We start from the raw sequence: 14374 nt of genomic DNA, 5'->3' as shown, positions 1-14374 counted from the left end.
AATCAATCAATCAATCAAATCATCGTCTTTCTTCTCTAAAAAATCTATTATTTCACAACCACTTTTTTCAAATCCAATCCTCTCTCTAAGAAAAAATCACATCGGTAAATTTGATAATTAAGCCGATTAATCACCGACTAAATTTTAAAACCTCAACTCATTAAAAGTAAAAAAACAATCAATATTTTTTATCTGCGACACAACCTGACGTATGGTGCAGAAAAATTTCTGATAAATTATACGCACCACCCCGTAATGATTTAAAAAATGAAAAAGAACAACCAACTTGCACAACGTTTAGCGAAAATATTAAGCAAGCTCAATCAAGGAATCCGCCTTGATATCCATCAACTCTCAGAAGAATTTAACGTATCATTACGCACCATTCAGCGTGATATCAATCGCTTTGATTTTCTCGAATGGGAAGAAAAAGGGGCGAGATATTACAAAATCAACCGCCAAAAATTAGGATTTCTCACAGAAGAAGATATTCAACGCTTTGCCCTTTTTGTCAGCGTGGCGGATTTATTCCCTAAAATTGACCGGCAGTTTTATCAAGAAAAGCTCACCCAAAGCGTACAAATCAAAGGCTTTCAATATGAAAGTATTCATCATCTTGAAAAAGAATTTAACCAACTATAAAAAGCCATTCAGCAACGAAATTTCATCAGTTTTAAATATACCAAACTGAATGCCGAAGAAGGCAAATATTACAAAATCGCGCCTTATAGCCTGATTAATAAAAACGGTATTTGGTATCTCATTGGTACAGATCAAGACAGGCAAAAAACCTTTTGTTTTACCCAATTAAGTGCGGTCGAAATTTTAGATGAATTTTTCACACCTAATCCAAAATTGATAGAAGAAATTACAAAAAATGACAGTCTCTCTCATGGCAATCAATTAAGCGAGGTTATTATTAAAGTCTCCGCTTTTGCCGCACCCTATTTCTTACGCCGAAATTTGCTGCCGAATCAAAAACTCGTACATAAAGCAGAAAATGGCGAACTGATTTTATCCAGTGAAAATGTTCACGAACTGGATATCGTCCCCTTAGTGCAATATTGGATACCGCATTTGACGATTATTAGCCCGGAAGGGTTACAAGGGAAAATGGTGGAGAAATTACGGGTATATGTGAATTTACCCGGTAAAAAGCAACATTGACGATACAAAATATAAGGTCTTATTCCTATTTGTTAGTTGTAATATAAGTAATTTTTTAAAAAAGGTTGGTAAAAATGAGCGAACAATCCAATTTAATTTATGAAAACCTACAAAATAGCATTGAGCAGGTTATTCAGCGATTATCAAGTCAGAAATATGATGATAAGGTCGAAAAAAATGTTGCCGTTGCAGTTAAAAATCTGAATATTTTGAATGAGCAAATCCAAAAAGAATATGATGAATTAAAGCGGTTGAGTGAATGGAAGCGTTTTACTATCGCATTTTATGGTGAAACCAATGCAGGTAAGTCAACTTTAATTGAAGCATTGCGTTTACTTTTAGGCGAGCCGACCAAATTAGAAAGCCAGCGTCAATTTAAAATGCTGGCTGAAAAAAGCGGATTAACACAAGATTCTTTTGACAAAATTCGCCAAGAAATTATGGAAACCGAACGAGCTATTGCTAATGTAGAGGATAATTTACAACTACTTACTAAAAAATATGCAGAGCCCTTGATGCTAGCGGAAGTGGAAGTTAACCGCTTAAATGATCTGTTGGTAGAAATTAAGGCTAAGCAAAATTGGTGGCAACGCTTGATTTCTTGGTTTTCCGCACCAAAAGAAAAATTTGAATTGGCAGCTGCTAAAAAAACGTTAAGCGAAATTCAGCAAGAAAAACATAAAGGTTCAGCTGAGATGGAGCAAAAACTACAATCTTTAGAGCAAACTAAACAAAAAGCTGAAAGTGAAAATGCACGGATATTGAAGGAAGCTGAGAAGCTGAAACAATTTGCAGACGGCCAAATTATTGGCGATGGTCGTTCTGATTTTACTCGAGATAATACGTCTTTTGATTTTAAGTATAAAGAACATGAATTTTCTTTAATTGATGTTCCGGGCATTGAAGGTGATGAAAATATTGTTCTTCGCCCCATTGAAGAAGCAATAAAAAAAGCCCATGCAGTTTTCTATGTAACACGCACGCCACGCCCTCCGCAAACGCATGAAGGCGAATCAGGTAAAAAAGGAACCATGGAAAAAATGAAGGAGCAGTTGGGTGTGCAGACGGAAGTATGGACAATTTATAACCATGCTGTTAATAATCCACGGCAATTAAAAATACCGCTAATCAATCAGGATGAGGAAGAAGGACTGCGTGCTTTGGATAACAAGTTAAAAATCGAATTGGAAGATAAATATTGTCAAAGTCTAGTCGTCAGCGCAAGACCGGCTTATCTGGCTTTAACACAATGCATTGTTCCCGGTAGTAAAGAGGCAGACGAACAAAGAAAATTTTTGGCGCGCTTTACTTCAAAAGAAAAAGTATTGGAATTGAGTGGTTTGAAAAATTTTGCGGAAAAACTCTCTTCCACAATTATTGGTAATTACCAGGATAAAATCAAACGCTCTAATAAAAATAAAGCTGGTAAGGTTCTGGAAAGTGCCATTTCTGAATTGACAACATTAAATCAGAAATTTGATATTGAACGTAAAGAAATTCGTTCTGAAGTTCAAAATGCCCAGGTGCAAATCAAAGTATTACTGGAACAATTTGAAGGTAGTTTGAATGTTGTAGGCAGTAAAATCATTCGCAATTTTGAAAGGGATGTAGGTGAGCAAATTTATGAAGCAATTGATTCAGACATTAGTAATGATGAATTTAAACATTACTTGAGAAACTCAATGGATTTACAGGCCAAAAACTTGGAAGATAATCTTCGTAAGAAAATTGAAAAAGAAGCAACAACTTTTGAAACTGAAATTTCAAATATCATTAAGCGTGCAAATAATCATTTGAAAAATATTGTCAAAATACAAAATCATTCGTTGACTTTGGATAAATTCGATATGGAAATCAAAGTAGATAACGGTGTGAAGCTGTTTGGGTTGATTTCAAGCGGTGTTGGTGTCGTTACCGGGGCTATTTTAGTTGCGAGTAATCCTGTTGGTTGGACATTAGCATTTGTCGGTGGCGTATTGGCTTTATTAGGAGCATTAATTGGTGCTGCAAAATCAGTGATCGGCTTTTTCAGCTCATCTTATAAGCAATCGCAACAGCGTAAGCAGGCAGATAAGGCAATTAGAGAGGCAAAATCCCGAATGGAACCTGAAATAAATAAAATTTTAGATAAAATTAAAAATGGTATGCGTGAGCAAATCCAGCCGGTTATTCTAGAATTGGAAACTCCTCTGAAGCAGTACAAAGCAGTTATAGAAGTGTTGGATTCAGCCAATAAAGAATTACAGCTTATTTCTCAACAAATTAAATATTAAGGAAAATGGAAATGTCTAATACATTAAATACTTTTAAAATCCAGCAGGAAAAATCCCAAAAAATGTTGAAAAAATTGGGACAGTTCATTGAGAGAGGGCGAGAATTTGGGTTGAGCCCAAATCCGGATCTATTAGAAAAATTGAATACGGCTGCAAAATCAGTTGAAGGTAGTGTCTTGAAAGTGGCTTTGATAGGCGGCTTTTCTGAAGGTAAAACCTCCATTGCTTCGGCTTGGTTAGAGCGTTTAGACCAAAGTATGAAGATCAGCCAGCAGGAATCTTCTAATGAGGTGAAGATTTATACGGTTGATGGTGAAATCGAGCTTATTGATACGCCCGGATTATTTGGTTTTAAAGAGCAGCAAAACGGTGTCGGTCAGATTGAAAAATATAAAGAAATGACCAAAAAATATGTTAGTGAAGCGCATTTGGTTTTATATGTGATGAATTCGGCGAATCCTATCAAAGAGAGCCATCAGGAGGATTTGCAATGGCTGTTCCGTGATTTAAATTTATTGCCGCGGACAGTATTTGTACTCAGTCGGTTTGATGAGGTTGCAGATGTTGAGGATGACTGGGATTACCGTGAAAATTTGAAAACTAAGACGGAAAATGTTTTAAGCCGTCTGAAAAGCATGATCGGATTGACAGAAAAAGAAGCCGAACAAATTAAAATTGTTGGTGTCTCTGCAAATCCATTTGGGGAAGGTACTGATTATTGGCTGGATAATTTGGATGAGTTTAAAAAATTATCTCGTATCAGTACACTTCAAGATGCAACACGCCATACCATTGAAAAGAATGGAGGTGTAATGCCGATTGTATTTGAGGCACAAAAAAGTATGATTCAAGATGTTTTGGGTAAGCAATTACCAATTTTAAAGAAAACACAAGAAACACTTGATGTAGAGCTGGAACATTTGGCTAATATTACCCAGCATTTGAGCACAGAATTGGAGCCTATGGCCGCCCGTATTAATAATGTGCGGGCAAGTTTAAAAGGATTTGTATTAGATTACCTCAGTGGATTAATCAGACAGGTAAAAGGAACTGATTTAAATACATTTTCTGATTTTTATGAGAGTGAATTAGGCAATGATGGCATAGTTTTGAATACACGAATTGAGCAGGAATTCGACCGACAATGCCAAGTTATCAGCACTTCACTGCAGAGGATCAGTTTAGATTTCAACAATGAAATGGTCCGATTTGAAACATCACTCGGTTCAACATTGATGAGTAAAGGACTAGGTTTCCTTAGCAAACAAAAATTGACCAGTACACATATATTAGCTGCTCGTGATGGGATTGTATCAATGGGCAAAATAGTCGGAGCGGATTTAGCCAAATATTTGAAATTTAAACCTTGGGGAGCGACAAATCTTGCAGCCCGAGTAAATGTGTTCTTTGCTACCGTAGGCATTGGCTTAGAATTATTAGATTCTTATAAAAAAGCAAAGGCTGAAGAAGATTTTGCAATAATGGTTAAAGAGATTGTTACCATGTTGGAAGAGCAAAGAGAGGGGTTATTGAATTCTTTGAATGATGACAATTTTGTCAGTCAACTTTTTCCACGATTTGTTGAGCTAAAAGAACAATTCCAAGCCATTCAAACTACTAATTCGCAGACAGCTGATCGACGACAAGCATTTAACGAATGGCAGAAGGAAGGTGCAATTATTGAAGGGGAGTATCGAATTTTAGAGCAATAACTGCTGTGGAATCTTTAGTCGTAAAAGAGCTGCTTCTCTAAAAACTAAGCGTTCCCCACTTAGAATAGAAGAATTAAAGCCGATCTAAATAGAAATTAAACAATTATTTTTTATTTTAAAATTCAAGGAGTTATTATGATAACCTCCCAAACCCTAAAAACCTATTTCCGTGAACATCGGGATATTGATGGATATTCTGAAGATTTTCGCTTACGGATTCACCGTGCAATTAGTTGGTTAGAAAAATCTGAAAATGCGGAAGCATCCGATGATTTTGATACACAATTTATTGCATTATGGATCTCATTTAATTCGGCCTATGCCAGAGAAATTAATGTTAATATAGGCGATCGTAGTACATTTAATCTATTTTTAAATTTAATTTGTCACTGTGATAAAGAAAAACGTATTTATGATTTAGTGTGGAATAAATTTTCCCAATCCATCCGCTTACTCATCAAAAATCAATTTGTTTATCAACCATTTTGGGATTATCACAATGGCAAAATTTCAGAAAAAGAATTTCAGCTTGCCTTTGAAAGAAGTAAAGAAAAAGCCTATTCCGCATTAGAGAAAGGAAAAACCCAATATATTTTAGAGGTGATTTTTTCTTGTTTATATACCTTGCGTAATCAAATTTTGCACGGTGGGGCTACCTACAATAGCAGTGCAAACCGCGCGCAATTAAAAGACGGTTGCCGTGTGTTGTCTTTGCTTATCTCTGAAATGTTGCAAATTATGATGGAAAATCATCAGGAAATAAACTGGGGAAAACCCTATTATCCCGTTGTCGCCAATTAAAATTCAGGAGGTAAAAATGCCGGTGCCATTTCAAAAACCAATGCAATGGGCTTGCAAAAAATGTGAATGGAGAGATTCGTTCCTGCAAAAAAGTGATGTGCTTTTGCCTTCCCCCGAATGTTGTCCTAAATGCGCTGGTGAAATCGTACTGAAAGAGAGCCAAACAAATTCTTTTTGGGAAAAATTAAGATCGCTGTTTTAGGCAAAAACATCACATTTCTAATGTCTAAAGTGCGGTTAGAAAACACCCGATTTTTTAACCGCATTTCCTTTTTTATTTCTTTTCACAAAACTTGACCTACATCACAAAATAGGAAAGTCTCTGTTGAGATTTTTTCTTATTTAAGGATAATACAACCTCAAATAAGAATAGATTGCATTTGGAGATTTCAATGCTGCGTATCCTACGTTGTAGTGTACTATTACTCACATTTCTCTTTTCCCAAATCACTTTTGCACAAGATAATTATCAACAATGGGTAAGCGATATTACTGAACGGTTAGATAAAACCGCCACACTTCTTCAACAAAATAATCCTGATGATGCCCGCACGGAAGTGCAAATGGCGTATTTTGAAGTTTTTGAGAATTTAGAAGGCCCTATCCGCATTAATTTTTCGGCACAAAAAAGCTATCAAATGGAAGCCACTTTTGGTGAAATCCGTAAGATGATTGGCGAAGGAAAATCCCTTGATGAAATTCAAACCAAAATTAATGGGCTAAAACAAGCCTTACAAGAGGTCTTACCTGCACTGGCTGAAGGTCATCAACTCAATGCAGACGGGCAACACAATGTCTATCAAAATGATCAAATTTTGCTTTATTGGCAACAAAGCTTTAAAACCATCGATGATCTCGTGGCACAAGCCATTGAGGCTTATGAGAAAGGCAATTTTGCCAAAGCCAAACAATCTTTCCAACAAGCGCAATATGACGGCTATAAAAACTCAGAAATGGAAATGGCAGTGCGAACTCACCGCTCTTCCGAACAATCCGCCGCTATCAACCAACAATTTTACAATTTAATTCGTCTAAGCGAGCAAACGGATCAAATGACGGAAATTGCTTATCAAAGCACCAATCTTTTGCAAGATCTTGAAGCCTTATTACCGGCGCTACCGGCAACTCGTGAAGAACAAAATCAATCGGATAACTCAACACAATCTGTGGAAAATGCGCAACAAGATTGGCAGAAAATTGCCGAACAGGTGAACCAAGGAATTCAACAAGCCATTTCCCTTTATGAAAAAGGCGAACAGAAAAAAGCCATTCTTTCGGTACAAGACACCTATTTTGATGTATTTGAGAACAGTGGAATGGAAAATAGAATCGGCTCCCGTGATAGCAATTTCAAAGCAGAGATTGAAGGCTATTTCACCCGAATGGTCAGCCTAATGAAAGCCAATCAAGGGGACAAATTAACGGCTCAAGCTGAAGGGCTCGCCCAAAACTTATCCAAAGCTGTCGGTATGTTACAGGGCACAGAACAAAGCGATTGGTCCTTATTCTTATACAGCCTATTAATTATTCTACGCGAAGGCTTGGAAGCCTTACTTATTGTCGCCGCGATTGTGGCCTATCTCGTCAAAAATGGTCATCAAGACAAATTATCGATAATCCGCCAGTCGGTTTATGTTGCGTTGGGGGCAAGTGTCATCACCGCATTTATTTTCCAATTGATTTTTGAAAACGCCGGTCAACATCGGGAATTATTGGAAGGCTTCACCATGATGATTGCCGTCGTCATGCTTTTTATGATGAGTTACTGGCTCCTTTCAAAAGTGGAAGCGCAAAATTGGAAACGCTATTTAGAAGGTAAGCTCTCCACCGCGTTAACAGCAGGCTCTTTAGCCAGCCTATGGTTCACCAGCTTTCTAGCGGTTTATCGTGAGGGGGCGGAAACCGTTTTATTCTATTATGCCTTAGCAAGCGATGCCAAAAGTGCGGTCGGTTTAGTTTATCTTTTTGCGGGTTTTGTGGTGGGCGTTATCCTACTGGCTATTTGTTACTTCATTATGCGATATAGCGTGGTAAGACTTCCGCTTAAACCGTTTTTTATGTTCACCGGCACCTTTATGTATATGATGGCCTTTGTTTTTGCCGGAAAATCCGTCTTGGAATTGATCGAAGGAAAATTATTTGAGCCAACCCTAATTAACGGCATACCGGAAATTGCTTGGTTGGGCGTTTACCCTTATGTTGAAACACTCGTTCCACAAGGCATTTTAATCATCGCTGCACTTTTTGCCTTTGCGGTTATGAAATACCAAAGCAAAAAAGCAGCTTTACGTTAAATCTTAGGAGATCTTAATATGAAAAAAGCACTCATTGCGACAACCCTCGCAGCAGGTTTATTCGCCGCAAGCGCACAAGCCTTTACCGAATACCCAATCGGCGAAGCCGTAACAATGAATGATATGGAAATTGCTGCCGTTTATCTCAAACCTATTGATATGGAACCCCGTGGTATGGGCTTACCGGCAGCCAAATCGGACATTCACTTAGAAGCGGATATTCACGCCGTAAAAGGCAATAAAAATGGCTTTGGCGATGGCGAATGGATGCCTTATCTCACCATTAATTACACCTTAGTGAATACCGATACCGGCGAAAAACAAGAAGGCACCTTTATGCCAATGGTAGCAGGTGACGGCCCACATTACGGGGCAAACGTCAAAATGATGGGTGTAGGTAACTATAAATTAACCTATCATATCGATCCGCCATCAAAAGCAGGTTTACACCGTCATACTGATGGCGAAACCGGCGTAGGCCGTTGGTGGAAACCTTTTGATGTGAGCTATGAATTCAAATTCACGGGTATTAAATAACTGTTTTACAATGTGCGTGAATAGCGGATATTCACGCACAAATTGATACATCTATGTCACAAAACAATCTATTGTGCCAACCGATTTTGTCACCATGATATTTTTTAACTTATGACTTACTTTTTCGTTTTTCTGCTTCAATCACTCTTGCCTCTTTCCATTTTACTCGGTGCCTCTTGGGCAATAAAACCGACAGCACCGGCGGCAAAAACGATCATTTGGCTAAGTCTTTTGGGGTTAATAAGTGGTGTGGCACTGCGTTTTGGCTTGCCTAATAGTCAAATCGTCAATCTGAGCCTGACGCTTTTTTTTCTCACTGCATTCTTATGCTTTGCCCTCAGTCAGCGGGTAAACTTTCCTAAATTGCGCTTAGCTTGGCAATTTATCTTTATGTTGATTGCAGGTATAACTTGGGCGAAAGATCCCAATATCACCGCCCTCACCAATACAGATATTATTAATACAGACTTTATTTTAAATCTCAGTGCCGTCATTTTCGGGGTCATTTTATGTTTTGCCGTTGCAATGTGGATTTACTTTTTAGTGAAGCAACAACAAAAAACAACGGGAAAATCCACCGCACTTTTTGCGCTGACATTTCTACTTTGGTTTGCCTTAGTGATACCGCTTGTAGGCGAACTTTTCCTTATTTTGATGAAATTACAAATCATCGATCTCACCAAGCTTCGGTTAAGCTTTGTGGCAAAATCAGGAGCGATCACCGGTTGGCTTAATCCCCTCTGTCTTGCGGTGATATTCGTCAATTTAGGCATTTTTATCTTTCAAACACATCTTAAACGTAAGTTACACGCCCAAATTGAGCAAGATCCTATTGAAAAACGAAAAAAATTGGCCTTGGTGCAAACCTCAAAACGCCTTATTCATTGGGGGATCGTGGTAATGTTGCTTATCGCAACTGCGCAGATTTATTGGCAGCAAGTTGCCTCCCGTCCTCCGCAGCTGTCTGAAGCCACACCGGTAACCTTGGATCAAGCCCAGCAAGTACATATTCCGATTGAGCAAGTGAAAGACGGTAAACTCCACCGCTTTGTTTGGATTGCCGATGATGGCAAAGCCGTACGCTTTTTTATTATTAATCGTCAGCCGGCTAAACTCAGTCTTGCCGCCGTTTTTGATGCCTGCTTATTATGTGGCGATCAAGGTTATGTGATGCAAGGCAATCAAGTGGTCTGTGTCGGCTGTGGGGTGCATATGTTTATTCCGTCCATTGGCAAACCGGGGGGATGCAATCCCGTGCCGATTGAAAATTGGCAACAAACCAACAATGCGCTCATTATTCCCCGCACCTCATTAGAAGACGGACTTAATTTATTCAGTACCATTGTAGAAATTGAAGTGCAGGATCCCATTAGTGGTAAAACATTAAAGAACACCCAAACGGAGTATAAATACAGCGTTGAGAACCGTACTTATTTCTTTGAAAATGAAGAAAATCTCGAACAGTTCCGCAATCAGCCTGAAAAATATTTAAACCGTGGAAATGAACAAGAGGAATAATAATGTTAGCAAGAATGTTATTTCAATCTTGGCGTTTTGGCCTCAAACGGAAATTACTTGCCATTGTCACCCTTTTTTTAGCCGCAGGGTTGGTTTCTGCCTTGCTTGCCGTTTCCATTGATATCGGCGATAAAATGGCGAAAGAACTGAAATCTTATGGTGCAAACATTTTGATTGAGCCGGCAAGCAACGCCGCATTACCCGATGAACTCAATGCCAATATTTCCCTTTCCGGTCAAGATTTTATTGATGAAAAAGAACTCCCAAATATCAAAGATATTTTCTGGCGGAATAATATTGTCGGCTTTGCCCCTCAATTAACGGCGAAAGTCAATGCTTCCAAAACAGCGGAAAAAAACACCGCACTTTCCCTCTCTGTCAGCATTTTAGGGACATTTTTCGATCATCAAATAGCGATTCCCGATGAAGAGGATTATCACACCGGGCAACGTATTATCAGCCCCTATTGGCAAGTGCAAGGTAATTGGGTGAATGATGAAAATGACGATTTCGGTGAGACCATTCCCGTCCTTGTAGGCCGGCAACTTGCCAAGGTGAACCACTGGGAAATAGGTGATATCCTTTATTTAAACTATCAAGAAAAGGATTTTTCCGCTCAAAGTGCGGTCAAAATTCAAGGTATTTTAACCACCGGTGGCATGGAAGATAATCAAATTGTGATGCCGTTAAGTGCAGCCCAAGCCTTATTAGGCGTAGAAGGCAAAGTGCAATCAGTGAAAGTGTCTGCACTGACCGTGCCGGAAAATGCCCTTTCCCGTAAGGCTCGAGCCAATACCGATGCCCTTGATGCAGAAGAATATGATCGCTGGTATTGCACAGCCTATGTGTCTTCCATCTCTCATCAACTGGAAGAAGCCGTTTCCGGTGCCATTGTACGCCCAATTTGGCAAGTCGCCGCCTCGGAAGGGGTGGTGATCAGCAAAATCCAATTATTACTTTCGGTGGTCACTTTGGCAGCGGTCATTGCAGCGGCCATGGGTATTGCTTCACTGATGAGTTCAAGCATCATTGAACGCAGCAAAGAAATCGGTTTAATGAAAGCCTTGGGGGCTTACCCGTGGCAAATCATGCTATTGTTTTATTGCGAAGCCTTATTAAGTGCATTGATTGGCGGTATATTAGGCTGTTTAGCCGGTTGGGGACTCGCCAAATTTATTGGCACAACCCTTTTCGGTGCACCGCTGAGTTTTGCTTGGATCGTCATTCCTTGCGTGCTTATGCTTTCAATCCTCATTGCCCTCATAGGCACTTGGTTCCCGGCTCATCGCATTGCCAAACTTTATCCTGTTGAGGTGCTTTATGGCAGACAATAAAAATATGTTTTGGCGATTAATTTTCCGTGCACTGCGCCTGCGTTTACAACGGGTGATGATTATTTTCTCCGCATTAACTGTGGGCGCAAGCATTGTTACCGCGATGGCGGCGGTATATTTCGACATTAACACCAAAATGAGCCAAGAACTCCGTACCTTTGGTGCTAATTTCTATATCGGCTCTACAAAAGGCGAAATGATTTCGGTAAGCCAAATTGATGATATTTTACAACAAGCCCCACAAGGCTTAATCACCGCTGCCAGCCCCTATCTTTATGGTGTCACACGCAGCGAATTGGAAAAAATTGTCATTATGGGCGTTCGTTTTGCCGATATGCGGGTTTTAGCGCCCTATTGGCAAATTAGCGGCTCGGCAATTAATGTGGATTTTGATGATCGCAATGCCATGATCGGCAAGACCCTTGCAGAACGGCTTAATTTAAAAATCGGCGATAAACTCCAACTTTCTAAAAATGCCGTAGAAAAACATCAATTTACCATTAAAGCTATCGTAGAAGCCGGTGATGCCACAGACAATATGCTCATCGTCAATCTTGATTTTGCACAAAATTGGTTAGAAAAAGAAGGGCTTGCCAACAATGCCCTACTTAATGTCAAAAATGAACTGGGGCAAGTAGATCAATTTGCGGAAAAAATCATGCAGCAATATCCCGAGCTTACCGCCCGTCCTATTCGTAAAGTTTCCGCTTCTGAGGGGCAAATTTTAGACAAAATAAAAGGATTAATGGGGCTGATTTCTTTGGTGATTTTAGTGTTAGCTACCCTTTGTGTGAATACTACCTTGGTTGCGATTGTGGGTGAACGTGCCAAAGAATTCGCTCTGCAAAAAGCCTTGGGGGCAAAGCAATCGGATATTATCAAACAAATCTGCACAGAAATTCTGATCATCGCCACTTGTGCCATTTTTATGGGATTCATGCTCGGTTATTTGCTGGCGCAGATATTAGGTTTAACGGTTTTTAAATCTTACATTGATATGCGTTTACCGGTTTTCCCGATTACGGTCATGCTCGCCTTACTGGTTGCCTTTATCGCCGTCATTATTCCAACACGCCGTGCATTAAGTATTCAAACAGCCAATGTATTAAAAGGCGAATAAGCCTTGTAAATAGCGAATATCAGCCTAAAAAGAAAAGAGAACAATATGACTCAATTTGTTATCGAAACAAAACATTTATACAAACGCTTTGGTCAGGTTACTGCCCTTGAAGATATCACAATTCAAATTAAGCAAGGGGAATTTGTTGCCATTATGGGTGCCTCCGGCTCGGGAAAAACCACCTTGATGAACATTCTCACCGGGTTAGATACTGCCAGCGAGGGAAAAGTGATCTTAGATGGAATTGATGCGGCACAATTAGATGAAGTGGGCCGTCAACATTTTCGGGCAGAAAAAATCGGCCTTGTCTTCCAACAATTCCATTTAATCCCCTATTTAACCGCCCTTGAAAATGTGATGCTCGCTCAGCATTACCACAGTGTGATTGATGAAGCCGCAGCCAAAGCCGTATTAGAACAAGTGGGATTAGGCCATCGTATCGATCACCGCCCAAGCCAACTTTCCGGGGGGGAACAACAGCGTGTTTGCATTGCTCGTGCCCTTGTCAATCAGCCCCCTGTCATTTTCGCCGATGAACCCACGGGGAATTTAGACGAAAAAAATGAGACATTGATCTTAGATTTATTACAACAATTAAACCGCCAAGGAAGAACCATTGTAATGGTCACCCATAATCCTGAACTCGGCAAACTCACAGATCGCACCATTTATCTTCAACATGGCAAATTTTTACGGGAAGCACAAAATGAACGTTAAAGCTTTACTCAAATCACTCTGTATAAGTGCGGTCATTTTCAACACCCTTTCTTGCAAAGAAGAAAAAGCGACAGTGGGTCATATAGCCCCGGAACTTGCCGCCTATGATCTGCAAGGCAACCCCGTGAGTTTGAAAGATTGGCAAGGCACCCGATTGCTCACCTTTTGGTCGGAAACCTGCGGCCATTGTATGGCAGAGCTAAAAGCCTTTGAGCAGCTTAATGCCGCCTATCCCAATCAAGTTCAACTCATTGCCATTAATGTTGATGGGGAAAAAAGAGATACCAACGCTGTGGTCGCCAAACACCAACTCACCCAGTCGGTAATTAAAGATCAAATGAACATCACGGCTGAACGATATCAACTTATAGGTACGCCCACGTCTTTTATTATTGATGGCAAAGGCTATATTCAAGCAAAATTTGAAGGTAAAATTGGGCAGGAAACATTAGATAAATTATTTAAACCACATTAAGGATCCCCAATGAAAGCATTTCATCTATTTCTTGGCAGCCTATTTTTTCTTTCCTTTTGGGTTCAAGCCGAAACCGCAAATCATCCTGATTTCACTAAAGCAGAAAAGATTTACAAGCGTTCCTGCGCCACCTGCCATGGAAAAAAAGGGGAAAAACCCGCCATGGGCGAATCAAAAATCATTAATCAATTAAAAACAGAAGCCATTTCAACCGCACTTTGGGAGAGACAAAAAGGAAAAGTTATCGGCGCGGGCAATTCTGCAAAACAACGTTTAACCGAAAAGGAAATCAAAATCCTAGCGGAATTTGTGCCGACCCTAAAATAAATTTCTTGAAAAAACGCCAAACTAATCAGAAAATAGGCGGTCTTACAAAAGGCTTGGTAATACCGCCAAGAAATTATTTTTAATTTAACTTAAAGGATT

At 39.6% G+C, this 14374-nt stretch carries 13 protein-coding genes and 1 pseudogene; all 14 read left to right on the top strand.

Annotation, left to right across the window (positions count from 1 at the left end; all coding sequences use genetic code 11):
* Positions 1 to 267 precede the first annotated feature (267 nt).
* The 14 genes and pseudogenes from BKK52_RS14140 (at position 268) to BKK52_RS01505 (ending at position 14275) form a co-directional block, all read left to right on the top strand.
* Positions 268 to 642, top strand: a complete 375-nt coding sequence (locus tag BKK52_RS14140) for a DeoR family transcriptional regulator (protein ID WP_306291868.1) — start codon at positions 268 to 270, stop codon at positions 640 to 642.
* 6 nt (positions 643 to 648) lie between these two features.
* Positions 649 to 789: pseudogene (locus tag BKK52_RS14310) on the top strand (WYL domain-containing protein); the annotation flags it as partial.
* Between the two features lie 66 nt (positions 790 to 855).
* Positions 856 to 1167, top strand: coding sequence for a WYL domain-containing protein (locus tag BKK52_RS14305; protein ID WP_482822346.1), 312 nt, complete (start codon positions 856 to 858; stop codon positions 1165 to 1167).
* A 74-nt stretch (positions 1168 to 1241) separates the two neighbouring features.
* Positions 1242 to 3440: a hypothetical protein gene (locus BKK52_RS01560; protein ID WP_077474333.1), complete on the top strand. Its 2199-nt coding sequence runs from the start codon at positions 1242 to 1244 to the stop codon at positions 3438 to 3440.
* 11 nt (positions 3441 to 3451) lie between these two features.
* Positions 3452 to 5152, top strand: coding sequence for a LeoA/HP0731 family dynamin-like GTPase (locus BKK52_RS01555; protein WP_077474334.1), 1701 nt, complete (start codon positions 3452 to 3454; stop codon positions 5150 to 5152).
* A gap of 135 nt (positions 5153 to 5287) precedes the next feature.
* On the top strand, positions 5288 to 5953 hold the full coding sequence (locus tag BKK52_RS01550) for a HEPN domain-containing protein (protein ID WP_077477672.1): 666 nt from the start codon (positions 5288 to 5290) through the stop codon (positions 5951 to 5953).
* Positions 5954 to 6345: 392 nt separating this feature from the next.
* On the top strand, positions 6346 to 8247 hold the full coding sequence (locus tag BKK52_RS01540; protein WP_077477670.1) for an FTR1 family iron permease: 1902 nt from the start codon (positions 6346 to 6348) through the stop codon (positions 8245 to 8247).
* Positions 8248 to 8265: 18 nt separating this feature from the next.
* Positions 8266 to 8784, top strand: a complete 519-nt coding sequence (locus tag BKK52_RS01535; protein WP_077415632.1) for an iron transporter — start codon at positions 8266 to 8268, stop codon at positions 8782 to 8784.
* Between the two features lie 111 nt (positions 8785 to 8895).
* On the top strand, positions 8896 to 10302 hold the full coding sequence (locus BKK52_RS01530) for a Fe-S-containing protein (protein WP_077477668.1): 1407 nt from the start codon (positions 8896 to 8898) through the stop codon (positions 10300 to 10302).
* Positions 10303 to 10304: 2 nt separating this feature from the next.
* Positions 10305 to 11636, top strand: a complete 1332-nt coding sequence (locus BKK52_RS01525; RefSeq protein WP_077477666.1) for an ABC transporter permease — start codon at positions 10305 to 10307, stop codon at positions 11634 to 11636.
* Positions 11623 to 12756 carry an ABC transporter permease gene (locus tag BKK52_RS01520; protein WP_077477664.1) on the top strand — a complete coding sequence of 378 codons (1134 nt, stop codon included), beginning with the start codon at positions 11623 to 11625 and terminating at the stop codon, positions 12754 to 12756. The genes BKK52_RS01525 and BKK52_RS01520 overlap by 14 nt, the downstream gene beginning before the upstream one ends.
* A gap of 45 nt (positions 12757 to 12801) precedes the next feature.
* On the top strand, positions 12802 to 13473 hold the full coding sequence (locus tag BKK52_RS01515; protein WP_077477663.1) for an ABC transporter ATP-binding protein: 672 nt from the start codon (positions 12802 to 12804) through the stop codon (positions 13471 to 13473).
* Complete coding sequence (locus tag BKK52_RS01510; protein WP_077474342.1) at positions 13463 to 13948, top strand: TlpA family protein disulfide reductase; 486 nt, start codon at positions 13463 to 13465, stop codon at positions 13946 to 13948. The genes BKK52_RS01515 and BKK52_RS01510 overlap by 11 nt, the downstream gene beginning before the upstream one ends.
* Positions 13949 to 13957: 9 nt before the next feature.
* Complete coding sequence (locus BKK52_RS01505; protein WP_077477661.1) at positions 13958 to 14275, top strand: c-type cytochrome; 318 nt, start codon at positions 13958 to 13960, stop codon at positions 14273 to 14275.
* Positions 14276 to 14374: the final 99 nt, after the last annotated feature.

Source organism: Rodentibacter trehalosifermentans, assembly GCF_002000545.1.
GTDB classification, from domain to species: Bacteria; Pseudomonadota; Gammaproteobacteria; order Enterobacterales; family Pasteurellaceae; genus Rodentibacter; species Rodentibacter trehalosifermentans.
This window is presented reverse-complemented; position numbering and strand designations above follow the sequence as displayed.

Coding starts and splice junctions, on each gene's coding strand:
- BKK52_RS01535 (WP_077415632.1), top strand. CDS start 8,266: ATGAAAAAAGCACTCATTGCGACAACCCTCGCAGCAGGTTTATTCGCC.
- BKK52_RS01505 (WP_077477661.1), top strand. CDS start 13,958: ATGAAAGCATTTCATCTATTTCTTGGCAGCCTATTTTTTCTTTCCTTT.
- BKK52_RS01515 (WP_077477663.1), top strand. CDS start 12,802: ATGACTCAATTTGTTATCGAAACAAAACATTTATACAAACGCTTTGGT.
- BKK52_RS01525 (WP_077477666.1), top strand. CDS start 10,305: ATGTTAGCAAGAATGTTATTTCAATCTTGGCGTTTTGGCCTCAAACGG.
- BKK52_RS01530 (WP_077477668.1), top strand. CDS start 8,896: ATGACTTACTTTTTCGTTTTTCTGCTTCAATCACTCTTGCCTCTTTCC.
- BKK52_RS01560 (WP_077474333.1), top strand. CDS start 1,242: ATGAGCGAACAATCCAATTTAATTTATGAAAACCTACAAAATAGCATT.
- BKK52_RS01510 (WP_077474342.1), top strand. CDS start 13,463: ATGAACGTTAAAGCTTTACTCAAATCACTCTGTATAAGTGCGGTCATT.
- BKK52_RS01555 (WP_077474334.1), top strand. CDS start 3,452: ATGTCTAATACATTAAATACTTTTAAAATCCAGCAGGAAAAATCCCAA.
- BKK52_RS14140 (WP_306291868.1), top strand. CDS start 268: ATGAAAAAGAACAACCAACTTGCACAACGTTTAGCGAAAATATTAAGC.
- BKK52_RS01520 (WP_077477664.1), top strand. CDS start 11,623: ATGGCAGACAATAAAAATATGTTTTGGCGATTAATTTTCCGTGCACTG.
- BKK52_RS01540 (WP_077477670.1), top strand. CDS start 6,346: ATGCTGCGTATCCTACGTTGTAGTGTACTATTACTCACATTTCTCTTT.
- BKK52_RS01550 (WP_077477672.1), top strand. CDS start 5,288: ATGATAACCTCCCAAACCCTAAAAACCTATTTCCGTGAACATCGGGAT.